The following is a 26135-nucleotide window of genomic DNA, read 5'->3' as shown; positions in this document are numbered from 1 at the left end:
GTGGGCAAAGGCGCCCTTGCGCCGTGCCCACCCCCTCGACGAACCCACCCCCACGGCTTACCTGTGATGCCGTGCCGCCCCGTATCCTCAAAATCTCGGCCGAGCCGGCCGCGCTGTTGCCCGACCGCTTCCAGGCGTGGTTTGCGGCCCGTGGCTGGTTGCCGCGCGCGCATCAATTGGCGCTGCTGGAGAAGGCGCGCGAGGACGCTAGCGCGCTGCTGATTGCGCCGACCGGCGCCGGCAAGACGCTCGCGGGATTTTTGCCGACGCTGGTGGAGCTGAGCTCCGCGCCGGCGGTCTCGACAAAATCCGTGGTCTCCACCGGCCGGGCCCTGCAACGCAGCGGCGGCCTCCACACGCTCTACATCTCGCCGCTGAAAGCCCTCGCCGTCGACATCGCGCGCAATCTGGAGCGGCCGGTCGCCGAGATGGGGCTGCCGGTCAAGATCGAGACCCGCACCGGCGACACGCCGACGTCGCGGCGGCAGCGGCAGCGGCGCTATCCGCCGGACATTCTGCTGACGACGCCCGAGCAGCTTGCACTGTTGCTGTCGTCCGACGATGCCCCGTTCCTGTTCTCCTCCTTGAAACGTATCGTGCTCGACGAGCTGCACGCGCTGGTGACATCCAAGCGCGGCGATCTTCTCTCGCTGGGCCTTGCGCGGCTGTGGCGGCTGGCACCGCAGATGCGCGCGATCGGCCTGTCGGCGACGGTGGCCGAGCCGGAATCGCTGGCGCGCTTCCTGGTGCCGCAGCCGAAGGATAAAGCGGAATCAGCCGATATCGTCATCGCCGGCGGCGCGGCACCGCCGCTGGTCGAGATGCTTGATACGCGCGAGCGGCTGCCCTGGGCCGGTCACAGTGCGCGCCATGCGCTTCCCGAAATCTACCAGCTGATCAAGGCCAACAAGACCACGCTCGTCTTCGTCAACACCCGCAGCCAGGCCGAGATGCTGTTCCAGGATCTCTGGCGCATGAACGACGACAACCTTGCGATCGCGCTGCATCACGGCTCCCTCGATGTTGCCCAGCGCCGCAAGGTCGAGGACGCGATGTCGGCAGGGAAACTGCGCGGCGTGGTCTGCACCTCCTCGCTCGATCTCGGCGTCGACTGGGGCGATGTCGATCTCGTCGTCAATATCGGCGCGCCGAAGGGATCCTCGCGGCTAATGCAGCGCATCGGTCGCGCCAACCACCGCCTCGATGAGGCTTCGCGTGCGGTGCTGGTGCCGGCCAACCGTTTCGAGGTGCTGGAGTGCAGCGTTGCGATCGATGCGATTGCCGAGAACGCGCAGGACACGCCGCCGCTGCGGACCGGCGCCCTCGACGTGCTGGCCCAGCACGTGCTCGGCTGCGCCTGCGGCGAGCCGTTTCTCTCTGACGAGCTCTACGACGAGGTCCGCACCGCTGCGCCCTATGCCGATCTCGCGCGACAGGATTTCGACGACGTCGTCGATTTCGTCGCCACCGGCGGCTATGCGCTGAAAACCTACGAGCGTTTCGCCCGCATCAAGCAGGACAAGCAGGGCCGCTGGCGCGTCGCCAATCCAAAGGTGCGGCAGAGCTATCGTATGAATGTCGGCACCATCGTCGAGGACGATATGCTGAAGGTGCGGCTGGTGCGCTCGCGCGGCGGCGGCCAAGGAAAGGCAGGCGGCTCAACCGGGGTGATCGCGCGCGGCGGGCGATTGCTCGGCGAGATCGAGGAAGCTTTCATCGAGGGCCTCTCGCCCGCCGACACCTTCGTATTCAGCGGCGAGGTGGTGCGCTACGAGGCTTTGGTCGAGGATCAGGTCTACGTCTCGCGCGCCAACGACAAGGATCCAAAGGTGCCGTCGTACATGGGCGGCAAGTTTCCGCTCTCGACCTATCTCGCCGAACGCGTGCGTCGCCTGCTCGATGACGGGCGCGCCTGGCATGCGCTGCCGGAGCAGGTGCGCGACTGGCTGTCGCTGCAAAGGGACGTCTCGCGCGTGCCGGCGGTGCGCGAGCTCCTGGTCGAAAGCTTTCCGCGCGCCAACAAGCATTACATCGTCTGCTATCCCTTCGAGGGGCGCCTCGCGCACCAGACGCTCGGCATGCTCTTGACGCGCCGGCTGGAGCGCGCCCGCGCCCGGCCGCTCGGCTTCGTCGCCAACGAATATGCGGTCGCAATCTGGGGGCTCGGCGACATGTCGTTCATGATCCGGAACGGCAAGCTCGACCTCAACGCGCTGTTCGATCCTGATATGCTTGGCGACGACCTCGAAGCCTGGCTCGCCGAGTCGGCGCTGATGAAGCGCACGTTCCGCAATTGCGCGATCATCTCGGGCCTGATCGCGCGCCGCCATACCGGCGAGGAGAAGAGCCGTCGCCAGGTGCTGTTCTCCACCGATCTCGTCTACGACGTCTTGCGCAAGCACCAGGCCGATCACGTGCTGTTGCGCGCCGCCCGCGCCGATGCCGCCACGGGTCTCCTCGATCTGCGCCGCCTCAGCGACATGCTCACGCGTATCCAGGGCCGCATCACGCATCGGGAACTCGATCACGTCTCCCCGCTCGCCGTCCCCGTGATGCTGGAAATCGGCCGCGAGTCAGTTTATGGCGAAGCTGGCGACGAGCTGTTGGCGGAGGCCGCCGACGAGCTCGTCAAAGAGGCGATGGGATAGCAGGATAGAACGTGACGGCAGGCGCGCTGGTTTCAGGGGATGATGAGGACATGCGCGTTTCGAAGGTCAGCATCAGCGGCGTGACGTTCGCGGCCGACCTCTCCGGTGCTCTCTTCTGGGAGGAACAGCGCCTGCTCGTCGTCTCTGACCTGCACCTGGAAAAAGGGTCCAGCTTCGCCACGCGCGGCGTGCTGCTGCCGCCCTACGATACCATCGCGACGCTCAGTCGGCTCGCTGCTGTCATCTCCCGCCATGAACCCCGAATCGTCATCGCGCTCGGCGACAGTTTTCATGATCGCACCGCGCATGGACGCCTGACGGCGGAGGATCGCGCTGCCGTGGGCGCACTCCAGTCGGGGCGCGACTGGATCTGGATCTCCGGCAATCACGATCCGGCATTGCCGCGCGATCTCGGCGGCACCGTCGCCGACGAAGTCGCGATCGGCTCGATCACCTTCCGCCACGAGCCGACCGGCGCGCACGGCGAGATCGCCGGCCATCTCCATCCCAAGGCGCGCGTTTCCACGCGCGGCCGTTCGATGGAGCGGCGGTGTTTTGCCAGTGACGGCGAACGCGCCGTGATGCCTGCCTTCGGCGCCTATGCCGGTGGTCTCAGCATCCGCGACGCCGCGTTCGCAAAGATCTTTCCGAAGAACGGTTTTGTCGCGCATCTCCTCGGCGACCGCCGCGTGCACGCGATCGCGGCGTCACGGTGTTATTGAAGAGGCGCGCTGCGGGCTGCTCGCACAACTGCGCTCCCTCCCCCCTTGCGGGGGAGGGCGGGGGAGAGGGGTAGCCAAGGAAAAGGTGCGCGTTAGGCGGCCGGACATTCGCTTGAATCGAGAGAGTCCCTGTGTGGCACCCCTCTCCCTAGCCCTCCCCCGCAAGGGGGGAGGGAACAGACCGAGCTAGTGGCGACTACGCTGCCTTCGCCTGCACATCATCGCAGAACTCCGCGAGCCGATCCGCAAGTCGCAGCGTCGCGGGGCTGGCGCCGGGCGAAGCCATTAGCGCCACTTCGGTCCGGTTGATCGGCGCAAAGCCATCCTTCGCCGTCAGCACGCGGTGATCCGCCTGGATCGACATCTCGGACAAAATGCTCAAGCCCATGCCGGCGGCGACCGCGGCCTGGATGCCGGCGAGGCTCGATGAGGTGTACGACATGTGCCAAATGCGCCCCGCGCTTTCCAGCGCGTGGATGGCGCCGGCGCGATAGAGACAGCCGAGCGGAAAACCGATCAGCGGCACGGAAGCGACATCCGCGTGGATCGGATGGCTCTTGCTGGTGACCCAGTGCACCTGCTCCGGCCACACCGCAATGGCGCCCTTCTCGCCGGCCTCGCGCTTGTAGAGCGCCAGATCAAGCTCGCCGCGTTCGAGATCGCGGGCGAGATTCTTGCTCTGGTCGGCACGCACATCGAGCCGCAGGCCCGGATGCGAACGCGCGAACGTCCCCAGCAGTTTCGCCAGTTGATACGCGGCAAAATCCTCGGGAATGCCGAGCCGGATCGCGCCTTCGCTGTCGGGTTCGCGCAGCACGTCGCGCGCCTCCTCGGCGAGCGTGAGCAGCCGCCGCGCATAAGACAGCAGCCGCTCGCCGGCCTCGGTCGGGCGCACGTCCTTGCCGTCACGATGCAGCAGCACCTGGCCGACATCCTCTTCCAGCCGCTTGATCTGCTGGCTCACGGTCGATTGCGTGCGGTGGACGCGCTCGCCGGCGCGGGTGAAGCCGCCGGCATCGACCACCGAGACGAAACTGCGCAGAAGCTCGAGATCGAGCATGGGCGCCTCCATTCGAAAATCCACTGATCAGAAGTTAATCATTTAATTTCCAAATGACAAGCCGGGTCTCTAGATCGAAGGCTCAGGAGAATGCCCTCATGTCGCTCGCCACCTCGCTTCCCGCTCCCCGCAGCCGCTTCAACACCCTGCCGCTCGCTATCGGCGTGTTCTGCCTGCTCTGGAGCTATGCCTTCGTCGCCGGCAAGATCGGCGTCACCCATTGTCCGCCGCTGATCCTGCTCGCCGCGCGCTTCTCGCTCGCCGGCATTTTGATCCTCGGCGCCACGATGATCCGCGGCGACTGGTCGCTGTCGTGGCGCGATGCCGCGATCTTTGCCGTGCTCGGCATTGCCAACAACGCGCTCTATCTCGGGCTTGGCTATACCGGCCTGCAATCGGTCTCCGCCGGCCTCGGCGGCCTGATCGTCTCGGCCAATCCGGTATTCACGGCGGCGCTCGCCGCGCTGCTGCTCGGCGAAGGCATGACCTGGCGCAAGGCGAGCGGCCTCCTGCTCGGCATCATCGGCGTGACGGCGATCGTCTGGCACCGCCTGTCAGTCGGCACCGACTCACTGCACGGCATCATGTTCACGCTGGCTTCGCTCGCCTCCATCGTCGCCGGCACCATCCTATTCAAGCTGCTCGCGCCGAAGGGGAGCCTGTGGATCGGCAACGGCGTGCAAAATCTCGCCGCCGGAATCGTGCTGACACCGATCGCGCTCACCTTCGCCGACGTCCATGCGATCGATGTCACACCGGGCCTGATCGGCGCCTTCGCCTTCCTCGTGCTTGGCGGTTCGATCCTGGCCTATTGGCTCTGGTTTCATCTCCTGAAAGTGTGTGGCGCGACCACGGCAAGTGCCTATCATTTCGTCATGCCGCCGCTCGGCATGCTGTTCGCCTTCCTCGTGCTCGGCGAGCATGTCGAGGCGCGCGACCTGCTCGGCATCGTCCCGGTCGCGCTCGGCATTTATCTGGTGACGCGGCCCGCCAAATCGATCTCTTAAGAGGAGTTGATCATGCCCATTTCCATCACCCTGATCGGCGGTCCCACCGCGCTGATCGAGATCGACGGCTTTCGCCTGCTCACGGACCCGACGTTCGATGCGCCCGGTGCCTATGAGCTGCCGCATGTGAAGCTGGAGAAAACGATCGGCCCCGCGTTGAAGGCTGACGCGATCGGTCCGGTTGATGCGGTCCTGCTGAGCCATGACCAGCATTCGGACAATCTCGACAATTCCGGTCGCGAGTTTCTCAAGCATGCGAAGCGTGTGCTGACGACAGAGGCCGGCGCCAAGCGCCTCGGCGGCCATGTCGAGGGCCTCGCGCCCTGGGCCACCGCCCACCTCAAAGACCGAGACGGCAATGCGCTGACGATCACCGCAACGCCCGCACGCCACGGCCCGGCCGGCATCGAGCCGTTGTCAGGTGACGTCATCGGCTTCGTGGTGTCGTCGAGCCGCAAGGATACGCGCCCGGTCTATATCAGCGGCGACACCACCTGGTTCGACGGCGTCGCCGAAGTTGCGCGCCGCTTCAAATGCGGCGTGGTGCTGCCGTTCGCGGGTGCTGCGCAAACGCGCGGGCCGTTCCATCTCACCATGGACACCAACGATACCATCGAGACCGCGCGCGCCTTTCCCGATGCGATGATCGTGCCCCTGCACACCGAAGGCTGGGCGCATTTCCGCCAGAACAGCGAGGATCTGCGCAAGACGTTTGACGTGCTGGGCTTCGGGCCGCGGCTGCGATTGCTGGAGCCGGGCGTGCCGACGGTGGTGGAGGCGCCGTAGCCTCAGCTGTCATGCCCCGCGAAGGCGGGCATCCAGTATGCCGCGGCGGATGTTGTGAGAGCGAGCCCTCCAACGCAAGCCTCTGGATACTGGATCGCCCGGTCAAGCCGGGCGATGACGAGAGGGGCGAGTGGAGCTCCCTCAATCCTTCCGAAACACGATCGACGCCATCCACCCCGTCATCAACGCCATCGCCGCCGTGACCAGGCCATAGACCAATCCGTTCTGCCGCGCGGTCGTCGCGACGAATGCTCGAAGCCGACCTTGACGATCTCGAATGTCGTCGCGGTCTTGCCGACGAACGCGCCGTTCGCGAACAGCTTGATCTCGACCTCATAGGTGCCGATCGGCACCTCCGCCGGCAGCGGAATGCCGGTGCGGAACAGTGTTGGCGTCAAGAACGTCACCGCACTCGCATCCTCGCGATAGAGCCCGCGCTGCGTGCGCAGGCGGATGAAGGCGGAGCGGAACGCGTCGTTCGGCACCACGTCGGCAAAATCGCCGCTGACGCGTTGGGTCAGCAGCACGTTGTTGAGGCCGATCTGCTGCCGCCGCGCGATCTCGGGCGAGGTGATGCGGTCGAACGGACGGTTGGCGAACAGCGCGAGATAGCTCGGGACCTGCAAGAACTGCCGGTAGTCGGTATTGATCCAGATCCCGAAGGTGCGCTCCCTGCGCCGCGTCACCATGTCGGCGCGCGGGCCCATCACGGTGACCACGAGGTCATAGCTCGAGCGGTCCGCGGGCGTCGTGGCGTCCTTCTCCACCGAGCCGAACAGCACCAGCTCCTCGCCGGAATAGTTCGGCGTCACCGTGACGCGGTGGTTGGAGACCGACACGATCAGCCGTTCGGCCCGCGCGGCGGAGCCGAACAGCAGGACGAGGAGAGCCGCTAACAGCGCGCGCATCATCCGCTCGCTCCCATCTCGCGGATGGTGAAGAGATCCTCGGGCCGGATCACCAGCTCGACCGCAAAGCGGATGCCGACCGAGAGGATCAGCAGGCCAAGCAGTAGCCGCAACTGCTCGCCGCGGATTTTCTGGCCCGCGCGCGCGCCGAACTGCGCGCCGGTGACGCCGCCGACCATCAGGATCAGCGCCAGCACGGCATCGACCAGGTGATTGGTCACGGCATGCAGCAGGGTCGCGAACAGCATCGTGACCAGCGTCAGGACCATCGAGGTCCCGATCACCGTCGAGGTCGGCACCCGCAGCAGATAGATCATGATCGGTACCAGGATGAAGCCGCCGCCGATGCCCATGATGGCGCCGATAAAGCCGATCACGAGGCCGACGATCACGACGGGAATCACCGACAGATAGATCTTCGAGCGCTTGAACCGCATTTTCAGCGGCAGTCCGTGGATCCAGTTGTGCGTGCGCCGTGGCGGAATGGCGCCACGGCGGGTTCGCATCAGCGCGCGCAGGCCTTCGGAGAACATCAGGCTGCCGACCGTGCCGAGCAGGACCACGTAGGACAGCGCAATCATCAAATCGAGCTGGCCGAGTGCGCGGAGCTGCGTGAATGTCCACACGCCCAGCGCCGTGCCGGTCACCCCGCCACACAACAGCACGCTTGCCAGCGCCGGATCGATCGCGCGCCGTCGCCAATAGGACAGCGCGCCGGAGAAGGACGAGGCCGCGATATGGCTCGCAACGGAAGCGACCGCGACCGCCGGCGTGATGCCGATGAAGATCAGCAGCGGCGTCATCAGAAATCCGCCGCCGATCCCGAACATGCCGGAGACGAAGCCGACCGCGGCGCCCATCGCCAGCACCAGGAACACGTTGACCGGCAGATCGGCGATCGGAAGATAAAGCTGCATCGGACCACGCTCCGGCGAGACGGATCGATTTCGCGGAATGCTCGGAGGAAGGGCAGAACGATTGCCGCGCTCTTCAATAGCCGAATTCGCGAGGGCCCGGATCAGGAATTTGAGGCGTGGTGAATGGGCGTGACGAGGGTATCGAAGCGCCGTAGCTCTCCAATGTCGTCCTGGCGAAAGCCAGGACCCATTATCCCGATCGGTTGTTATCGCGGCGAGCTGTGGCCACAGCGTCCTTCAACGACGACTGCTTGTGGTAATGGGTCCTGGCTTTCGCCAGGACGACTTGGAGAGAGACGACTTGGACAGATTTGTCGTCAGAGAGGGCTGAGCGACCGCTCTCAACGCACCGCGGACGCTGACTTCTTGCTCGCGACCGGCTTCGGTGCCGGCTTCGTGCTCGCCTGCGGACTACCGTCCCAGCCGCCAGCGGGCGTCGTCACGTTGACGGCGTCGTCGGGCTGCGGCTCGGTGCTGAAGGTCTGGATCGCAAGCTTGGCGGCGGCGAGCGACTGCGGATCGAGACGCTTGGCGACGTCGTCGCGCTTGCCGGCAGCATCCGCGTCACCCTGGGCGGCCGCAAGGGTGAACCATTTGTAGGACTCGGCGAGGTTCTGCTCCACGCCGATGCCGCGGGCATAGAGGATGCCGAGGTTGAACTGGCTGTCGGCGACGCCGCGGTCGGCGGCCTTGCGGAACCACTGCGCCGCGCTCTTGTAATTGGCGCCGCGTCCGCCGCCATCGGCGTCGAGCACCGCGAGATTGTGCATCGCCTTGGCGTTGCCGCGCTCTGCCGCCTGCGTGTAGTAGCGGCGGGCGATGTCGGCGTCCTTCTTCACGCCGAGGCCCTTTTCGTAGAGCGTGCCGAGGCGGAAGGTCGCGGGCACCACGCCGGCCTGCGCCGCGCGGTCATACCATTTGGCGGCTTCGTCGTAATTCGCAGCCACGCCCTTGCCCTCGGCAAAGCGCACGCCGATCTCGTAGGCCGCGGTCGCATCGCCCTTCATCGCGGCGGTGCGCAAGCTTGGGCCGCCGATGCCGTCAGGCAGCTTCTCGCTCGGCGGCACCTGGACGACGCCGAGCCGCGCGCGGCTCGCGCCCGACAGCGCGCCGGTGACGTCGCTGGAAGGTGGCGCTGCGGCGGGGGCGGGCGGGATTTCGACCGAAGCCGTCCCACTGGGGTTCGTTGCAGCCGGGGCGGGATTGTTGAGGGACTGCTTTCCGATCGGCGTCGGCGAGGTCATCGATGGGGTGACCTGCTCGGGCGCGGCGGGCTTGATCTCGACCGGCGGCGGCGCCTGCGGCGCGGGCTCGCTGGAATTCTCCATCGCCTGCGGCGCCGGCTGCGTGCTGCCGCCTTCGAGTAGGTTCATCGCCATCTTGAAGGTGCCGAGCACGATCACGACCACGCTCGCGCCGACCAGCAGCGAGCGGATCTTCGAGGTGATGGTCGAGCCGCCGTCCTGGCCCTTGTCCTTGACGCGGGCCGCGATTGCGGCCTTGACGCCGCGCGCGGGCTTTTCGGGCGGTTGTGCGGCGGCAGCCTGCGCCGCGCGGCGCGCGGCTGCGATGAAGCTCGACGACGACACCGGCTCTTTTGGTGCGGCAGGAATTTCGCTGATCGCGCTTTCGGACGCGGCAATGCGCTCCGACGGCGTGGCGGCGCGTCCGCCCGGACGGGTGCCCGGCTCGAGCGGATGATCCGGCGGCAATTCGGGCGTTATCGCGGCGCGCGCAGGTGCGGTGTGCGGCTCCAGGATTTCGCTGATCGCGCGCGGCGGGACCGGCGGCGCCATCGGCATCGGCGGCGGCGCGGCAGGTGCAGCGGCATGGAATTCGCGCGGTGCGGCCACGAAAGCGCTATGCGCGTGTTGCGCGGCGGCGGGATTTTGCAGCTCGGGCTTTGGATCGTATTTCGGCTGCTGTGGCTGCGGCCGTTGCTCGCGCGCGATCGGTGCCGGCTCGACCTGAGCAGCCATCGACATGGGCTCGGGCATCGCCTGCTGCATCGGTTGCGGCGCAGGGGCCGGCGGCGCGGTGCGCACCGCGCGCAGATCACCCTCGATCATGGAGAGGCGATCGACAACATGGCCGAGCGTGTTGTGCACGGCCTCCAGCGAATCCTGGGTGCTGCGGTTGGTCTCGGCGTGGCTGAAGCGGATGTCGGAAAGCTCGCGCTTGACGAGGTCGACCACGCCGGAATCGGCTGGCTGCGACGAACTGCGGCTTTCAGCGAGCGCGGAATAGGTCGCCTGCTGCCGCTCGAGGTGGCGCAGGATGTCGTGCAGCCCGTCTTCGACGCGGCTGAAATTGCCGCCGCGCTGATCGGAGGTGGCTTCGATCCGCTCCAGCAGATAGGAGACCCGCTGTTCGAGATGCGTAAACGTAGAGGCCGAGTCGTTGCCGACCTGCATGCGGTCGAAACGCTCGGACAGCGCACGGATCGCGCTTTCCAGATGCTCGGTGCTCTCGGTGGCTTGCGGCCGCTCGCGCGTTTCCAGCGCGGCGGTGAGCGCCGCAATGCGCTGCTCCAGCACCGCAAAACTGTCGCTGTGGCCAGAGGCGCGGGTGACCTGGTCGACCTTGGACGACAACAGCTGCACATCTTCGGAGAGTCGTGCCAGCGCTTCGTTGGAGGCGACGTTCGAGACGATGCCGCGCAGCGCCGAGATCGCGCCCTCGAGCTGACGCACCGTCGAAGGATCGTCATTGGCGCGCAAAATCAAGTCGAGCTTGGTGCCGAGATTGCGGATCGCCTCGTCATAGCCGGTGAGCTGCTCGGCCGGCGTCAGCGTGCGCAGCACCTGCTTGATGTCGGATAGCGCGCGCTCGATGCCGGCGAGGGCCTGCCCGTCGGTGCCGTTGGAACGGGTCTCGTCGATGCGACGGTGCAGCGAGCGAATTTCGTTCTCGATCGACTCGATCGCGCGGCGCGGCATCGCCTCGGTGATGGCGGTGCGGATCTCCGCAAGCTCGGAGCGGAAGGTGTTGACCGCCTGTTCGGTATTGTCAGGACGCTGGAGCGACTCGATCTGGCTCGTGATCTTGAGCAGGTGCCGTTCGAGCAAGGAGAAATCCGGCCCCGGCTGCGGTGGCGGCGGAGCGTAGGCAGGCGTGGGCGGTGCCATCGGCGGCAGGGGCGTAGCATAGGCCGCTGTGGGCGCAATCGACGGCGCGGCGCGCGGCGGCAGCTGCCGCGGCGCAAATCCATCGAGCTCGCTCTGCCGCGCCGTGATCTCGGCGACTGCGACGTCGAACGAAGCGGGGCTGAGCGGTGGTGAGTTGCGGTAGACTTGCGCTGCCGCGCGCTCGACCAGATCGGCCTGGCGCTGGCGCGTTTCGACCGGTGCCGGCCGTGGCGCCTGGGGCTGCTGTGGCTGGGATTGTTGTGGCTTTGAGATCTGCGACAGCCGCGCATCGAGGCGCGAGATCGCGTCGTTGAGCTGGCGCGCGACGCCCTGCTCGCGCGCGACGTCTGGTCGCGAGGAGTCCTGGCGCGGTGCAGGTTTTGAAATTCGTTCGATCTGCTGGGTGATCGCGTCGAGCCGCTGATGGATGTCGGCGACTTCGCGGCTCTCCTGGCTAGGTGCTTGGCTTGGCATTTGCGGCGAACGCGGATCGGGACGCTGGTCCTGACGTTGATCTTGACGTTGATCTTGGCGCTGCTCGTAAGGTCCGCGAAAGTTCGGCGGGGCAGTCTCGCCGAGCGTGGAGTTCAGCCAATCGTTGAGGGACATGCCGGCGCGACGCGCAGCAGCTTCGGCCCGCTCCCTTACGGATGGATCGATGCCGTCAACACTCCACGATACGCGCGAATTCATGACTCTGTCCGGTTCCGACTCCGGCGCCCCACCCGGCGCCTCCAGTCTCCCCACGCGTGCCGGTTGTAAGACAACCGAATTCGGCGCGGGTCGTCTGCCTCGAAAACCGACTTTTGTCCGTTACGGTAAATAACGGGTTAAGGAACGCGTCGCCGCTGGCTTAAAGTTGGGCGGCGGGAACCTGGAGGACGGCTTGCACTGATGCTCGTCATGCCCGGGACAAGCCCGGCCATGTCCCCGTAGGCGTTAGCGCCCCGGCGGGTGTAAGCGCGTGTCCAGGGCGAACGGCTCTTGGGATCTCAGCTCGTACAAGCCGGCGGCATTCGCGGCGGCGAAGATCAAATTCCAGCTCGCCGTCGAAACCACGCTCGGAATCACAACGAACCCGTGCCTGGCGAGCAGATCATCCCCGAATGCCTGCTGGCCGGCACTCGGTATCCCCGGCCTCAGCCAATTGGGGTTTGGCACAGCCGTGGGCTCGACCACGAAGACTCCGGCCGGATCGATGATTGCCGCCGTGATGACGTGAGGCACCGTGTCCAGTGCGCGAAATCCCTTATGCACGGCGACCTCCAGAATCGCCGTAGCGGGATCAATCGAACAGTACACGGCTCGAACGCCCCTGCTGTTCCAGCGGCCGCCGACGAGAAACGCGCCCTCGCCACGGTCCCAGGTGGCTGCATATTTGGATTGATCCAGACGCCAGGCCACCAGCTCGGAGCCTCCGAGCGGTGCGGGAAGCGGCGTCACGCGTAAACGCCGTACTCGAGCCGTGCGAGAAAGTCTTCGACGAGTTCGACCCCGGCAGGGGTCGCCAGCAGATCGATCGGCTTGCGTTGGTCGAGGCCGATGGCGGGGCGCTCCAGCCACTGCTCGGCCTCGTCCTTCGATCCGAAAATCGAAGTCGCCTTCGCCAATATCTCTGCAAGCTTCCATGTGCGCCCGCTCTGCTCGGAGCTGAGCTGCCGAATATCTTCGGCGGTATGGCGCTGGTAGGTTCGGTGGCTCATTCCGATCGCCTTGGCGAACGAATCGTCCCAGCGTAGAAACACGAGGTTATCGACGAAATGCAGCAGCGCCTTGGATGGAAGGCCGTGCAGGAGAATCTCGTGGGCCTCCAGCGGGCTCCGAGGCATCTTGCGGAAGGTCGAGGTCCCCCCGAGAAGTCGGGCGACCGCTGCCAGCCGGACGACGTCAGAAGATTGAGCAAGTTCGTCCATCAGCTAGTCTCGCCAATTGTCGTTCCCAATATGACAAGTGTCGCGGCAGCTTTCAAGTGATGGCCCGGAGGATTCCAGCCGTACTGGCGACCTAGCCCTTGCCCTCGCGCTTGCTGTCCTCCAGTGGCACCACCGTACCCTTGCCGCTCATCGCCGACAGCGCTTCCAGCGTCTCCTCGCAGAAGTCGGCCACCATCTGCTCGTGCCGGGCGCCAAGGCGGAGCAGGAGCAGATTGCCGAGGTCGAGCACGCCTGACGCCGTGCCTTCCGGGAAGCGCTTCTTCAGGATCCGCTCGTAGTTCTCGTGGCGGTCGCGATGGTGCTCCAGCCGGGCCATCAAATCGGTCCGCATCGGCTCGATGTCGATGCTGTCGAGCGTATGCAGCCGCACCAGCAGGTCATCCTTGATCGAGGGCGGCGTGCTTGGCCGCGCGGCCCAGTGCCGCAGCGCTGTTCGGCCCTCGGGAGTGAGCGTATAGATGAGTTTATTGGGCTTGCCGGATTGCACGACCTCGCGGCCCTGGATGTAGCCGCGGTCGCGCAGCTTGGAGAGCTCGCGGTAGATTTGCTGGTGGTCGGCCTTCCAGAAGAAGCCGATCGAGGAGTCGAACGTCTTGGCAAGCTCGTAGCCCGTCATCGGACGTTCCGTCAGGCATGCGAGGATTGCGTCGCCGAGTGCCATGGCACCAGCTCCCTTGAGAAGTCTCGACCAATTGACTTGACTTTATGCGCATTGGTGCATATGCGTCAATATGCATATGAAGCGGGCCCGGAAAGAGGCTCCCAAAACCTCAATGGAATCAGCGTTCGCGCTACTGTGCATGGGGTTGTTTTTCAGCTTTTTGCCACGGCCTTTAGGGAGGCACCTGACCATGACCGGCCTCGACGCCTGGTACGGCTACATGAAGTCCCATGATCGCACCGCGCTCTGGGACCTCCTGCATCCCGACGCCGTATTCGAAAGCCCCGTCGTGCACTCGCCCCAGCGCGGCCGCGACATCACCTTCAAATATCTCGCGAGCGCCGAGAAGGTGCTCGGTGGTCCCGGCTTCACCTATGTCGGCGAGTGGACCAGCGCCAACGGCGCCGTGCTCGAATTCAAGACCATGATCGACGGCATCGAGATCAATGGCGTCGACATCATCACTTTCGACAGCGAAGGCCGCGTCACCCATTTCAAGGTGATGGTGCGTCCGCTCAAGGCGATCAACATGCTGCATCGCCTGATGGCGGAGCAGCTTGCTGCCCAGTCATAAGCTAACATCATCACTTCAAGGCCCTTGCCGGGAGACCACCATGCCGATCTACAAAGCCCCCATCGAAGACGTGAACTTCCTGCTCAACGACGTCTTCCAGATCGACCGCTATGACAATCTCGCCGGCTTCTCCGATGCGTCGAGCGACGTGCGTGAAGCAATCCTGGGCGAAGCCGCAAAGCTCTCTGAAGAGGTGCTCCAGCCGCTCAATCGTGTGGGCGATCTCGAAGGCTGCAAGCGTGCCGATGACGGCAGCGTCACCACGCCGAAGGGTTTCAAGGAGGCGTTCAAGCAGGTCGCCGAGGGCGGCTGGCTCGGCCTGTCGGCTCCGACCGAGTTCGGCGGTCAGGGCCTGCCAGTGACGCTCTCGCAGGCGGTCAACGAATTCCAGATCTCCGCCAACATGGCATTCTCGATGTATGGCGGTCTCACCATGGGCGCGACCGCAGCGCTGATCGTTCACGGCACCCCGGAGCAGAAGAAGACCTACGTCCCGAAGATGGTGGCGGGCGAGTGGACCGGCACCATGAATCTCACCGAGCCGCAATGCGGCACCGATCTCGGCATGCTCCGCACCAAGGCGGTGCGACAGGCTGACGGCAGCTTCAGGATCACCGGCACCAAGATCTTCATCTCGGCCGGCGAGCATGACCTCGCTCCCAATATCATCCACCTCGTGCTCGCCCGCGTCGAGGGCGCACCGGCCGGCATCAAGGGCGTATCGCTGTTCGTGGTGCCGAAATTCCTTGTCAATGCCGACGGTTCGGTCGGCGCGCGCAATGGCGTGGTGTGCGGCTCGATCGAGCACAAGATGGGCATCCACGGCAATTCCACCTGCGTGATGAACTACGACGGCGCCACCGGCTGGCTGATCGGCGAAGAGAACAAGGGCATGCAGGGCATGTTCGTGATGATGAACGAGGCCCGCCTCGGCGTCGCCGTGCAGGGTCTCGCGCAGTCCGAAGTCGCCTACCAGAACGCGGTCGCTTACGCGCGCGAGCGCATCCAGGGCCGTTCGCTCACCGGGGTAAAGGCGCCGGACAAGCCTGCCGATCCGATCATCGTGCATCCCGACGTGCGCCGCACGCTGCTCTCGATCCGCGCCTTCAACGAGGCCGCGCGCGCCTTCGTGATGTGGACGGCGCTGAAGAGCGACGTCGCGCATCGCTCGGAGGATCCCAAGGATCGCCAGGCCGCCGACGATCACATGGGCCTGATGACGCCGGTGCTGAAGGGCTTTCTCACCGAGTACGGCTTCGCCAACGCGGTGCAGGCGCAGCAGATGTATGGCGGCCACGGCTACATCGCCGAGCAGGGCATGGAGCAGTTCGTGCGCGATGCGCGTATTGCGATGATTTACGAGGGCGCCAACGGCATCCAGGCGCTCGACCTCGTCGGCCGCAAGCTGCCGCGCGACGGCGGCCGCGCCATCATGGCGTTCTTCGGCGAGGTCATGGCCTTCGCCAAGGAGAACGGCGGCGACGAGGCGATGAAGCCGTATGTCGCGCCGCTGTCCACCGCGCTCGGCCATCTCCAGCAGGCCACCACCTGGCTGATGCAGAACGCGATGGCGAAGCCCGACAATGCCGGTGCCGCCGCAACCGATTATCTGCATCTCTTCGGCTTCGTCGCCCTCGGCTACATGTGGACGAAGATGGCGAAGGTGACGCAGACCAAGATTGCCGAGAGCGGGGCCACGCCCTATCTCTCGACCAAGCTCGTCACCGGTCGCTTCTTCATGGAGCGGATGCTGCCGGAGACCGCGGCCAATCTTGCGCGTATTCAGGCCGGCTGCGCCACCATCATGGAACTGCCCGCGGAAGCGTTCTGAGAGTTTTCGCTTCATCCATCATCTCGATCGCGTCGCGGTCGTAACCAATCGCTGCAATCAGGAGGCTCCCATGGCAGATGCCTATATCTACGATCACGTCCGCACCCCTCGCGGTCGCGGCAAGGCTGATGGCGCACTGCACGAGGTGACAGCGCTCGCGCTTGCCACGGTGCCGCTGAAGGCCCTCAAGGATCGCAACAACCTTCCTGAAGACTGCGTCGATGACGTCGTGCTCGGCGTGGTCGATCCGGTCGGCGAAGCCGGCAGCGACATCGCGCGCTTTGCCGCGCTGAAGGCGGGTCTCGGCGAAGCCGTGCCCGGCGTGCAGATCAGCCGCTTCTGTGCCTCCGGCCTCGACGCCGTGAATTTTGCTGCCGCCCAGGTGATGAGCGGCCAGCATGAGCTCGTGATCGGCGGCGGTGCGGAATCGATGAGCCGCGTCGGCATCGGCGCCTCCGGCGGCGCCTGGCCGATGGATCCCTCGATGGCGGTGCCGTCCTATTTCATGCCGCAGGGCGTCTCGGCCGATCTGATCGCCACCAAATACGGCTTTTCGCGCGATGACGTTGATGCCTATGCGGTGCAGAGCCAGCAGCGCGCGGCCAAGGCCTGGGATGAGGGCCGCTTCAACAAGTCCGTGGTGCCGGTGAAGGACATCAACGGCCTCACCATCCTCGCCAAGGACGAGCACATGCGTCCCACCACGACGATGCAGTCGCTGGCGCAGCTGCAGCCGTCATTCACGATGATGGCGCAGATGGGCGGTTTCGACGGCGTCGCGGTGCAGTCGCATCCGGAGATCGAACGCGTCAATTACGTGCACCACGCCGGCAATTCCTCGGGCATCGTCGACGGCGCCGGCGCCGTGCTGCTCGGCAGCAAGGAAGCGGCCAGCAAATACGGCCTGAAGCCGCGAGCCAAGATCCGCGCATTCGCGAATATCGGCTCGGAGCCGGCGATGATGCTGACCGGCCCGGTCGACGTCACCGAAAAACTGTTCGCGCGCTCCGGCATGAAGAAGTCGGACATCGACCTGTTCGAGCTCAACGAGGCGTTTGCCTCCGTCGTGCTGCGCTACATCCAGGCCTTCGACATCGACAACGCCAAGATCAACGTCAATGGCGGCGCCATCGCACTCGGCCATCCGCTCGGCGCGACCGGTGCGATGATCCTGGGCACCGTGCTCGACGAGCTCGAACGCACCAACAAGTCGACCGCGCTTGTGACGCTGTGCATCGGCGGCGGCATGGGCACCGCGACCATCATCGAGCGCGTTTAACTTCGTAGGGTGGGCAAAGCGAAGCGTGCCCACCACTGACGTCTCAGCAAATGATGGTGGGCACGGCGCAAGGGCGCCTTTGCCCACGCTACGAGATCACCGTCAACCGCCGCGCCTGAGATCGGCTGCAGCACCGAGGAGCAACCAACATGGCTTACAAGAACTTCAAGGTTGAGACCGACGCCGACGGCATCGCGCTCGTGACCTGGGATATCCCGGGCCGTTCGATGAACGTGCTCGACGAGACCTCGAGCAGCGAGCTCGAGGCGATCGTGAAGGAGACCACGGCCGACGCCGGGGTGAAGGGTGTCGTCATCACCTCGGCCAAGGAAGCATTCTGCGCCGGTGCCGATTTGTCGATGCTCGAAGGCATGAACCAGGCTTACGCAAAGGTCCTCAAGGAACAGGGCGAGACCGCGGCGAACCAGATGCTGTTCGACCAGAGTCGGCACCTTTCGCAGGTGCTGCGCTCCATCGAGACCTCCGGCAAGCCCTGGGCGGCCGCGATCAACGGTCTCGCGCTCGGCGGCGGCTTCGAGATCACGCTGTGCTGCCACTATCGCGTGGCGGCGGAGAATCCCAAGACGCGTCTCGGTCTCCCCGAGGTCAAGGTCGGTCTGTTCCCGGGCGGAGGCGGCACCCAGCGCGTGCCGCGTCTGGTGCAGCCGCAGGACGCGATGACCATTTTGCTCAAGGGCGATCCGGTCACGGTCGAGAAGGCCAAGCAGCTCAATCTGATCCACGCCATCGTACCGGCAGCTGATCTCATCAAAGCGGCGAAGGACTGGATCAAGAGCGGCGGCAAAGCGGTGGCGCCCTGGGACGAGAAGGGCTTCAAGCTCCCCGGCGGCCCTGTGTTCTCCAAGGCCGGCATGATGTTGTTCCCCGCCGGCAACGCGATCTATCGCCGCGAGACCTACGACAACTATCCAGCGGCGCGTGCGATCATGAGCTGCGTCTATGAAGGCTTGCAGTTGCCGATCGATGCCGCGCTCCGCGTCGAGTCGCGCTACTTCACCTCGGTGCTGCGCTCGAAGGAGGCGGCTGCGATGATCCGCAGCCTGTTCCTGTCGATGCAGGAGCTCAACAAGGGCGCGCGCCGTCCGAAGGATGTGCCGCAGACCAAGGTGAAGAAGATCGCCGTGATCGGCGCCGGCTTCATGGGCGCGAGCGTCGGCTATGTTTCGGCGCGTGCCGGCCTCGATGTGATCCTGATCGATCGTGACCAGGAGAGCGCCGACAAGGGCAAGGCGCATGCGCAGAAGGTGATCGAGGATCAGATCAAGAAGGGCCGCGCCAAACCCGGCGACGCCGAAGCGCTGCTCGCGCGCATCACGCCGACTGCGGACTATGCCGCGCTCAGGGATGTCGATCTCGTCATCGAGGCCGTGTTCGAGGACCGCAAGGTCAAGGCGGAGACGTTTGCCAAGGCGCAGGAGCATATGAAGCCGGACGTGATCTTCGCGTCGAATACGTCGACCTTGCCGATCACCTCGCTTGCTGAGGCCTTCAAGGACCAGGGCAAGTTCGTCGGCATCCATTTCTTCTCGCCGGTCGAGAAGATGATGCTGGTCGAGATCATCAAGGGCAAGAACACCGGCGATGTCGCGCTCGCAACCGCACTCGATTACGTCCGGCAGATCGGCAAGACGCCGATCGTCGTCAACGACTCGCGCGGCTTCTTCGCCAACCGCTGCGTCGGCCGCTACGTTGCCGAAGGCAACGAGATGTTTTTGGAAGGCGTGCCGCCGGCGATGATCGAAAACTGCGCCAAGATGGCCGGCATGCCGGTCGGCCCGCTCTCGCTGTCCGATGAAGTTGCGCTCGACCTCGGCCTCAAGATCATGAAGGCGACGGAAGCCGATCTCGGTCCCAACGCCATCAACCCCGATCAGAAGAAGCTGATGGTGGAGATGGTCGAGAAGCAGGGCCGCCTGGGCCGCAAGAACAGCAAGGGCTTCTACGACTACCCCGAGAAGGGCAAGGGCCAGAAGAGCCTGTGGCCGGGCCTCTCGGCCTTGCAGCCGAAGCAGCTCGATCCTGACACGCTCGACATCGAGGAGCTGAAGCAACGCTTCTTGGTGGTGCAGGCGGTGGAAGCCGCGCGCACGGTCGAGGATCACGTCATCACCGATCCGCGCGAGGCGGATGTCGGCTCGATCCTCGGCTTCGGCTTCGCGCCGTTCACCGGCGGCACGCTGTCCTACATCGACTTCATGGGCACGAAGACGTTCGTCGAGCTCTGCCACAAGCTGGAGGCGAAGTACGGCTCGCGCTTCACGCCGCCGAAGCTTCTCGAAGAGATGGCTGCGAAGGGCGAGACCTTCTACGGCCGCTTCGCGCCGAAGAAGGCCGCTGCCTAGGCGCAGCTTGAAGCGTCTCACGCATTCGTGAGAACAAGAAAGGCCGGATCAATCGATCCGGCCTTTTTGTCGTTTACCGATCCCGGCTTAGGCAGCCTGCGTCAGCCCTTCCTTCTTTAGGGCTTCCTGCACCTTCGGCCGCGCGGCGACGCGGGCCTTGTAAGCGGTGAGTTTCGGCATCGCCGAGAGGTCGAACTTCATCCGGTCGCCCCAGGTCAGCATCGTGAACAGGTAGCCGTCGGCGACCGTGAACTGCTTGCCCATGAGGTAGTCGCGGCCGGCGAGCTCGCTGTCGATGTGCTTCAGCTTGCCCATGACGCGGTCCTTGAAGAACGCCTTGGCATCGTCGTTCAGTGCCGGCGCGAACAGCGGTCCGAAGCTCTTGTGCACCTCGGAGGTGAGGAAGTTCAGCCATTCGAGCAGCTTGTAGCGCTCGGAACTGCCGTGGGCGGGCGCGAGTGCCTTGGCCGGGGCCTGGTCGGCGATCATCTGGACAATGACCGGGCCTTCGGTCACGATCTCGCCGCTGTCGAGGCCCAGCGCGGGGACCTGACCTTTCGGATTCACCTTCAGATAGTCGTCACCGTTCTCGAGCTTCTTGGCCCGGATATCGACCTTGACCAGCTCATAGGGCAGGTCGGCCTCGAGGAGCGCGATGTGGGGGGACAGTGAGCAGGCGCCGGGCGAGTAATACAATTTCATGGAATTTCCTCCTCTTTTGGCTTGGCTCAGACGAAACTACGCCTACATGCACCTGCATGGAATAGCAAGATTGATGCAGGTGCATCGAGTGGGGTAAGAAGCGGGCGACGAGTTTGAGCGGGACCATGAAACGCAAACCATCGACTGAGGCAACTGCCGCCTGGATCCGCCTGATGCGGGTGCAGAGCCGTGTGCTCGACTGCGTCGAGCAGGACCTGAAGAAGGCCGGCTTCCCGCCGCTGGCCTGGTATGACGCGCTGCTCGAACTGTCGCGGGCGCCGAGCGGAGAGCTGCGGCCGGTGGAACTCGAACGGCAGATGCTGATCCCGCAATACTCCACCTCGCGGTTGATCGATCGTCTGGTCGACGAGGGGCTCGCTTCCCGGCGCGAATGCAAGATCGACAAGCGCGGCCAGTTCGTCGAGATCACGGAAGCTGGCCGTGAGTTGCAGAAGCGGATGTGGGGCGCCTATTCGGCCGCGATCGAGAAATATGTCGGCTCGAAACTGTCCGACGCCGATGCCATCAAGCTCAGCGGTCTGCTCGACCGGCTGGGCTGCTCGTGCGGCGAGATGAAGCTGCCGCCCGTCGTCAACGTCAACGAAAGCACGCCGTCGCGATGATCGCGCGGCAAACCAGCACATCCGCGCAGCCGGTCGGTTCGCGGACCATCCCTGTCACCCGCGCGCGTTCGGTCGAAGCGCTTTTGATTAGAGTTTGATATGGCGCGAGACCAGATCGATATGACACCGCTGCAATCGCGCGACGAGCTCGTTGCGTGGTTCGAGGCAGGCTGCAAGGACCCGTCCGAATTCCGCATGGGCACCGAGCACGAGAAGACGCCGTTCACGCTCGACGGCCACCGTCCGGTGCCCTACGAGGGCGCCCGCGGCATCGGCGCGCTGCTCGAAGGCATGAAGCTCCTGCTCGGCTGGGAGCCGATCATGGAGAAGGGCAACATCATCGGCCTCTATGACGTCACCGGCGGCGGTGCGATCTCGCTCGAGCCGGGCGGTCAGTTCGAGCTCTCCGGCGCGCCGGTCGAGAACGTGCATCAGACCCAGAGCGAGTTGATGGCGCACCTCGCACAGGTGCGCGAGATCGCGACCCCGCTCGGCATCGGTTTCCTCGGGCTCGGCATGACGCCGTCCTGGTCGCGCGCCGACATCCCGGTGATGCCCAAGGGCCGCTACAAGATCATGACCAATTACATGCCGAAGGTCGGCCAGTACGGCCTCGACATGATGTACCGGACCTGCACGGTGCAAACCAATCTCGACTTCTCCTCGGAAGCCGACATGGTCAAGAAGCTGCGCGTGTCGCTTGCGCTCCAGCCGGTCGCAACCGCTTTGTTCGCCAATTCGCCGTTCACCGAAGGCCAGCCGAACGGCTTCCTCTCTTTCCGTTCCGAGATCTGGCGCGACACCGACAATGCGCGCTCCGGCATGATGCCCTGGGCGTTCGAGGACGGCATGGGTTTTGAGCGCTATGTCGATTACGCGCTCGACGTGCCGATGTATTTCGTCAAGCGCGGCGACGACTACATCGACGTGTCAGGCTCCTCGTTCCGCGCCTTCTTCGATGGCCGCAACAACAATTTGCCCGGCGAGCGTCCGACACTGTCGGATTGGGCCAACCATCTCTCGACGATCTTCCCGGAGGTGCGGCTCAAGCGTTATCTCGAGATGCGCGGCTCTGATGGTGGCCCGTGGGGCCGTCTGCCGGCGCTATCGGCGTTTTGGGCCGGGCTGCTCTACGACGATGTGTCGCTCGATGCCGCCTGGGACATGGTGAAGCACTGGACTGCGCCCGAGCGCCAGTCCCTGCGCGACGACGTGCCGCGCTTCGGCTTCAAGGCGCGGATCAAGGACCGCTATCTGTTCGAGATCGCCAAGGAATGCCTCGTTCTGGCACATGCCGGTCTGCGCCGGCGCGGCCGGATCGACCAGCTCGGCCGCGACGAGACCCGGCATCTGGAGCCGCTCGATCGCATCATCGATTCCGGCCGGACGCCGGCCGAGGAAATGCTCGAGAAGTTCAACGGCGCCTGGAAAGGCTCGGTGGAACCGGCCTACGCGGAATACGCGTTCTAGACCAACGACCAGGATTTAGGCTGTTCATCGCCCATACAGGTTTGCGGCGATCAAATGACCGGCTGAAAAAAAACTGAGCGTCGTCAATAACTCGAAAGCTGTTCCGATGGGGAAGGGCCGCCTGCCCGGGGCTGTCATGGCAAGCGCGTTGGCATGCGTCTTGGCCTGCGCCACGCTGCTTTCGCTCCTGTTTGCGAGCGTGCCCGCGCGTGCCCAGACGGCGTTCGACCGGCCCGGCGGCGACTATTTCAACACCCCGGTCACATCAGGCGATCCCGAGGATTGCGCGCTGCTGTGCGAGCGCGATCGTAAATGCCGCTCGTGGAGCTTCAGCTATCCCGACATCGACGGCGCCGCGGCGGTGTGCTGGCTCAAGAACACCGTGCCGCCGCGGGTGCCGGGCAGTTGCTGCATCTCCGGCGTACGCGGCGCCGGCGTAATCGAGCCGCGTGTCGAAGGCGTAGAGACCTCGATTGACCGCCCCGGCGGCGACTTGCGCAATTTCGAGCTCAAGGAAGGCGAGGGCGAAGACGTCTGCAAGGCCGCCTGCACCGCCGACAACAAATGCCGCGCCTTCACCTACGCCCGTCCCGGCTACACCGGGCGCGAAGCGCGCTGCTTCCTGAAAAAGGAAATCAAGCCGCCGCGCAGGAAGGCGGGATTCACGTCGGGCGTGGTGAGATAGCCAGGGTGCAAGGATGGGCAAAGGCGCGAAGCGCCGTGCCCACCATCTCTCTGCAATCACGTTACTCGTGGTGGGCACGCTTCCGCCTTCGCTCTTCGAGCTATGGCGGACAAGTCGCCTTGCCCACCCCACGGCATCTCACTCCGCATCATGCTTCGCCCGCGCCGCTTTCGAAGCGAGCGCGAGCCAGCGTCGCCGCAGGAACGGCTCGACGATCGCGCGCTTGGCCTTGGACAGCCGGATCAGCACGATCGGATAGTCGGCGTAGTGATCGGTGAAGTAGAAGATTTTCGGCCGGCTCTCGACCAGCATTGCGCGCTCGTCGATCGGGACGTCCGGCATCACCAGACTGTCGCCATCCTCCCTCAAGCGCGCCAGCATCTTCTTGCGCACTTTCAGTGCGCGCGTGCCGTAGGAGGTGCCGTCCTCGACCTCCGGCCACGTCAGCGCAAATTTCCTGACGTCGTCGAAGGTCATTTGATCAAGGTCTTGGGATCAGCTCAGCGCACGGCGGTGAAGAACCGCGCCATGCGGAAGCCGGACAGCCAGGTCCACACCGGCTGGCCGCGCATGCCGAGATCCCAGGATCCGAGCACGGCGTCCGCACGACCGACCAGATTGTCGACCGGCAAAAGGCCGACGCCGCCGGAGCGCAAGGGCACGCGGCTGTCGGCCGAGTTGTCCCGGTTGTCGCCGAGCACGAACAGATGGCCGGCCGGCACCGTGACTTCTTGCGTGTTGTCGAGCGGGCCGTTGTCGCGCATCTTGAAGATCAGGTGCGCCACGCCGTTCGGCAGCGTCTCGACATAGCGGTAGGCGGGTTCGCTGCCGCCATTGTCGTCCTCGGCCGCACCGACGCCATCCGGCTTCAGCTCGGCGGGACGGTCGTTGACGAAGAGCTGGCCCTGCCGCATCTGGATGCGGTCGCCGGGAAGGCCGACCACGCGTTTGACCCAGGCCTGCGAGCGATCGCCGGGCCAGCGGAACACCACGACGTCGCCTTGCTTCGGCGTTTCCGCGAACACGCGGCCGGTCTCGGGCAGGTTGATCTGGATCGGCAGCGACGAGGTGCCGTAGCCATAGGGGAATTTCGAGGCGAGCAGCGCATCGCCGATCAACAGCGTCGGCTCCATCGAGCCCGACGGCACGTAGAACGGTTCGGCCAGCGCGCCCTTGGCGATGAACACGGCGGCGACGATGCCGGCGAGTTGCACCAGCTGGCCGGCCCAGCCGCTGCTCTTCCGCTTCGTCGTGACAGTCACTTTTTCAACGCTCATGCGCCCGTTCCACCCACCGTAATGCGCTCCATCAATAGCGAGGGCTGGCCGACGCCAACCGGCACGCCCTGGCCGTTCTTGCCGCAAGTGCCGATGCCGGTGTCGAGCGCGAGGTCGTTGCCGATCATGCGGATGCGATGCAAATCGGTCGGCCCGTTGCCGATCAGCATGGCGCCTTTCAACGGCGCGCCGATCTTGCCGTTCTCGATCTTGTAGGCCTCGGTGCACTGGAACACGTACTTGCCCGAAGTGATGTCGACCTGTCCGCCGCCGAAATTCGCGGCGAACACGCCGTTCTTCACCGAGGCGAGGATCTCGGCCGGGTCGCGGTCGCCCGCGAGCATGTAGGTGTTGGTCATGCGCGGCATCGGCACGTGGGCATAGCCCTGCCGGCGGCCATTGCCGGTCGGCTTCATGTTCATCAGGCGCGCGTTCTGGCGGTCCTGCATGTAGCCGACGAGAACGCCGTCCTCGATCAGCACGGTGCGGTTGGTCGGCGTGCCTTCGTCGTCGATCGAGAGCGAGCCACGGCGCGAGGCGATGGTGCCGTCGTCAACCACCGTCACGCCCTTGGCCGCGACCTGCTGGCCCATCAGGCCGGCAAACGCCGATGTCTTCTTGCGATTGAAGTCGCCCTCGAGGCCATGGCCGACCGCTTCATGCAGCATCACGCCGGGCCAGCCGGCGCCGAGCACGACGTCCATTTCGCCCGCGGGCGCCGGAATCGATTCCAGATTGACCAGCGCCTCGCGCAGTGCGCCGTCGGCGGCATCGCGCCAATTCTTGCTTTCGATGAATTCGGCATAGCCGGCGCGGCCGCCATAACCCTTGCTGCCGCTCTCCTGGCGGTCGCCCTGGCCTGCGACCACGGAGACGTTGACGCGCACCAGCGGGCGGATGTCGCGATAGCTCTCGCCGTCGGGCCGCAAGATCTCGACCACCTGCCAGGTCGCGCCCAGGCTGACGCTGACCTGCCGTACCCGCGGATCCTTGTCGCGCAGATAAGCGTCGATCTCGGCGAGCAGCTTGACCTTGGTCTCGAAGCCCGGCGCATCCAGCGGGTTGTCGTCGCCATAGAGCCGCACATTGGTGTGCGGGGGCGGCGCCGCAAAACTGCCGGAGTAGCCGCCGCGCACGGCCGCGACGGCGTCGGCGGCGCGAATCAGCGCCGGCAGCGACACGTCGGAGGAATGCGCATAGCCGACCGCGTCGTCCTTGACCGCGCGCAGGCCAAAACCCTGCGAGGTGTCATAGGTCGCCTGCTTCAGCCGCCCATTGTCGAACATCAGCGCTTCGGTCTGGCTGTATTCCAGGAACAATTCGCCGTCGTCGGCGCCGGCAAGCCCACGCGCGAGCTCGCTGCGAACCTGGTCGCGGTCGAGATTGGCGCGGTCGAGCAGGGAGGCTGTGGCAGGGTTGGTCATGCGTCCGTCCATTATCTGGAGATGTGGGGCAAGATAATGGTTTCGGACTGGTTCCGCGAGGGGCGGGCCGTCACATTACGGAAACGATAGGATTGCCAAGGATGTTGGCGAAAACGCTGGCCGCAAGCACCAATCC

General features: G+C 65.1%; 21 protein-coding genes and 1 pseudogene. 11 read left to right on the top strand and 11 right to left on the bottom strand.

The window, feature by feature from the left end; all coding sequences use genetic code 11:
- The first annotated feature begins 71 nt into the window (after window positions 1-71).
- Both UP06_RS22130 and pdeM read left to right on the top strand, forming a co-directional pair.
- On the top strand, window positions 72-2648 hold the full coding sequence (locus UP06_RS22130) for a ligase-associated DNA damage response DEXH box helicase (protein ID WP_045005723.1): 2577 nt from the start codon (window positions 72-74) through the stop codon (window positions 2646-2648).
- A 50-nt stretch (window positions 2649-2698) separates the two neighbouring features.
- Window positions 2699-3370 carry a ligase-associated DNA damage response endonuclease PdeM gene (gene pdeM / locus UP06_RS22125; RefSeq protein WP_045005722.1) on the top strand — a complete coding sequence of 224 codons (672 nt, stop codon included), beginning with the start codon at window positions 2699-2701 and terminating at the stop codon, window positions 3368-3370.
- Between the two features lie 196 nt (window positions 3371-3566).
- Here the strand turns inward: pdeM and UP06_RS22120 are convergent, their stop codons facing one another.
- On the bottom strand, window positions 3567-4430 hold the full coding sequence (locus UP06_RS22120) for a LysR family transcriptional regulator (protein WP_045005806.1): 864 nt from the start codon (window positions 4428-4430) through the stop codon (window positions 3567-3569).
- A gap of 98 nt (window positions 4431-4528) precedes the next feature.
- Between UP06_RS22120 and UP06_RS22115 the strand changes: the two genes are divergently transcribed.
- Window positions 4529-5437, top strand: a complete 909-nt coding sequence (locus tag UP06_RS22115; protein ID WP_045005719.1) for a DMT family transporter — start codon at window positions 4529-4531, stop codon at window positions 5435-5437.
- Window positions 5438-5449: 12 nt separating this feature from the next.
- Window positions 5450-6223 carry an MBL fold metallo-hydrolase gene (locus UP06_RS22110; RefSeq protein ID WP_045005805.1) on the top strand — a complete coding sequence of 258 codons (774 nt, stop codon included), beginning with the start codon at window positions 5450-5452 and terminating at the stop codon, window positions 6221-6223.
- A 141-nt stretch (window positions 6224-6364) separates the two neighbouring features.
- On the opposite strand, the pseudogene UP06_RS22105 reads toward UP06_RS22110, so the two are convergent.
- From UP06_RS22105 to UP06_RS22080, 6 genes and pseudogenes are all read right to left on the bottom strand, one after another.
- Window positions 6365-7134: pseudogene (locus tag UP06_RS22105) on the bottom strand (TIGR02186 family protein).
- Complete coding sequence (locus UP06_RS22100; RefSeq protein ID WP_045005718.1) at window positions 7131-8048, bottom strand: sulfite exporter TauE/SafE family protein; 918 nt, start codon at window positions 8046-8048, stop codon at window positions 7131-7133. Before UP06_RS22100 ends, UP06_RS22105 begins: the two are co-directional and overlap by 4 nt.
- 341 nt (window positions 8049-8389) lie before the next feature.
- Entirely contained in the window at window positions 8390-11869 is a 3480-nt protein-coding gene (locus tag UP06_RS22095) for a tetratricopeptide repeat protein (protein WP_045005716.1), read from the bottom strand.
- A gap of 246 nt (window positions 11870-12115) precedes the next feature.
- Window positions 12116-12619: an RES family NAD+ phosphorylase gene (locus tag UP06_RS22090; RefSeq protein WP_045005714.1), complete on the bottom strand. Its 504-nt coding sequence runs from the start codon at window positions 12617-12619 to the stop codon at window positions 12116-12118.
- The gene (locus UP06_RS22085) at window positions 12616-13089 is read right to left on the bottom strand and encodes an Xre family toxin-antitoxin system antitoxin (protein WP_045005712.1); all 474 of its coding nucleotides are present in this window, start codon (window positions 13087-13089) and stop codon (window positions 12616-12618) included. Before UP06_RS22085 ends, UP06_RS22090 begins: the two co-directional genes overlap by 4 nt.
- Window positions 13090-13180: 91 nt before the next feature.
- Window positions 13181-13771 carry a PadR family transcriptional regulator gene (locus UP06_RS22080; RefSeq protein ID WP_045005710.1) on the bottom strand — a complete coding sequence of 197 codons (591 nt, stop codon included), beginning with the start codon at window positions 13769-13771 and terminating at the stop codon, window positions 13181-13183.
- A 190-nt stretch (window positions 13772-13961) separates the two neighbouring features.
- Here UP06_RS22080 and UP06_RS22075 point away from each other — a divergent pair, with 190 nt between their 5' ends.
- The 4 genes from UP06_RS22075 (at window position 13962) to UP06_RS22060 (ending at window position 19818) form a co-directional block, all read left to right on the top strand.
- On the top strand, window positions 13962-14345 hold the full coding sequence (locus tag UP06_RS22075; RefSeq protein WP_045005708.1) for a nuclear transport factor 2 family protein: 384 nt from the start codon (window positions 13962-13964) through the stop codon (window positions 14343-14345).
- 40 nt (window positions 14346-14385) lie between these two features.
- Window positions 14386-16176, top strand: a complete 1791-nt coding sequence (locus UP06_RS22070) for an acyl-CoA dehydrogenase C-terminal domain-containing protein (protein ID WP_045005706.1) — start codon at window positions 14386-14388, stop codon at window positions 16174-16176.
- A 70-nt stretch (window positions 16177-16246) separates the two neighbouring features.
- Window positions 16247-17455 carry an acetyl-CoA C-acetyltransferase gene (locus UP06_RS22065; protein WP_045005704.1) on the top strand — a complete coding sequence of 403 codons (1209 nt, stop codon included), beginning with the start codon at window positions 16247-16249 and terminating at the stop codon, window positions 17453-17455.
- Window positions 17456-17604: 149 nt separating this feature from the next.
- On the top strand, window positions 17605-19818 hold the full coding sequence (locus UP06_RS22060) for an FAD-dependent oxidoreductase (protein ID WP_045005702.1): 2214 nt from the start codon (window positions 17605-17607) through the stop codon (window positions 19816-19818).
- 87 nt (window positions 19819-19905) lie between these two features.
- Here the strand turns inward: UP06_RS22060 and gstA are convergent, their stop codons facing one another.
- Window positions 19906-20520, bottom strand: a complete 615-nt coding sequence (gene gstA / locus UP06_RS22055) for a glutathione transferase GstA (RefSeq protein WP_045005700.1) — start codon at window positions 20518-20520, stop codon at window positions 19906-19908.
- A gap of 125 nt (window positions 20521-20645) precedes the next feature.
- On the opposite strand from gstA, the gene UP06_RS22050 reads away from it, so the two are divergent.
- From UP06_RS22050 to UP06_RS22040, 3 genes are all read left to right on the top strand, one after another.
- On the top strand, window positions 20646-21143 hold the full coding sequence (locus tag UP06_RS22050; RefSeq protein ID WP_045005698.1) for a MarR family winged helix-turn-helix transcriptional regulator: 498 nt from the start codon (window positions 20646-20648) through the stop codon (window positions 21141-21143).
- Between the two features lie 99 nt (window positions 21144-21242).
- A complete protein-coding gene (locus UP06_RS22045; protein ID WP_045005697.1) occupies window positions 21243-22613 on the top strand; it encodes a glutamate--cysteine ligase in 1371 nt (456 codons plus the stop codon).
- A 106-nt stretch (window positions 22614-22719) separates the two neighbouring features.
- A complete protein-coding gene (locus UP06_RS22040) occupies window positions 22720-23298 on the top strand; it encodes a PAN domain-containing protein (RefSeq protein ID WP_045005695.1) in 579 nt (192 codons plus the stop codon).
- A gap of 138 nt (window positions 23299-23436) precedes the next feature.
- Here UP06_RS22040 and UP06_RS22035 read toward each other — a convergent pair whose 3' ends face one another.
- From UP06_RS22035 to tldD, 3 genes are read right to left on the bottom strand one after another with little or no spacing between them, the layout of a single operon-like run.
- Window positions 23437-23775: an MmcQ/YjbR family DNA-binding protein gene (locus UP06_RS22035; RefSeq protein WP_045005693.1), complete on the bottom strand. Its 339-nt coding sequence runs from the start codon at window positions 23773-23775 to the stop codon at window positions 23437-23439.
- 23 nt (window positions 23776-23798) lie between these two features.
- Window positions 23799-24575, bottom strand: a complete 777-nt coding sequence (lepB, locus tag UP06_RS22030; protein ID WP_045005692.1) for a signal peptidase I — start codon at window positions 24573-24575, stop codon at window positions 23799-23801.
- A complete protein-coding gene (gene tldD / locus UP06_RS22025) occupies window positions 24572-25999 on the bottom strand; it encodes a metalloprotease TldD (protein WP_045005804.1) in 1428 nt (475 codons plus the stop codon). The genes lepB and tldD overlap by 4 nt, the downstream gene beginning before the upstream one ends.
- Window positions 26000-26135 lie beyond the last annotated feature (136 nt).

Origin of the sequence: Bradyrhizobium sp. LTSP857, from assembly GCF_000938285.1 — a bacterium.
Taxonomy (GTDB): Bacteria; Pseudomonadota; Alphaproteobacteria; order Rhizobiales; family Xanthobacteraceae; genus Bradyrhizobium.
The sequence above is the reverse complement of the archived record's forward strand: the minus strand, read 5'-3'. Positions and strand labels throughout refer to the sequence as shown.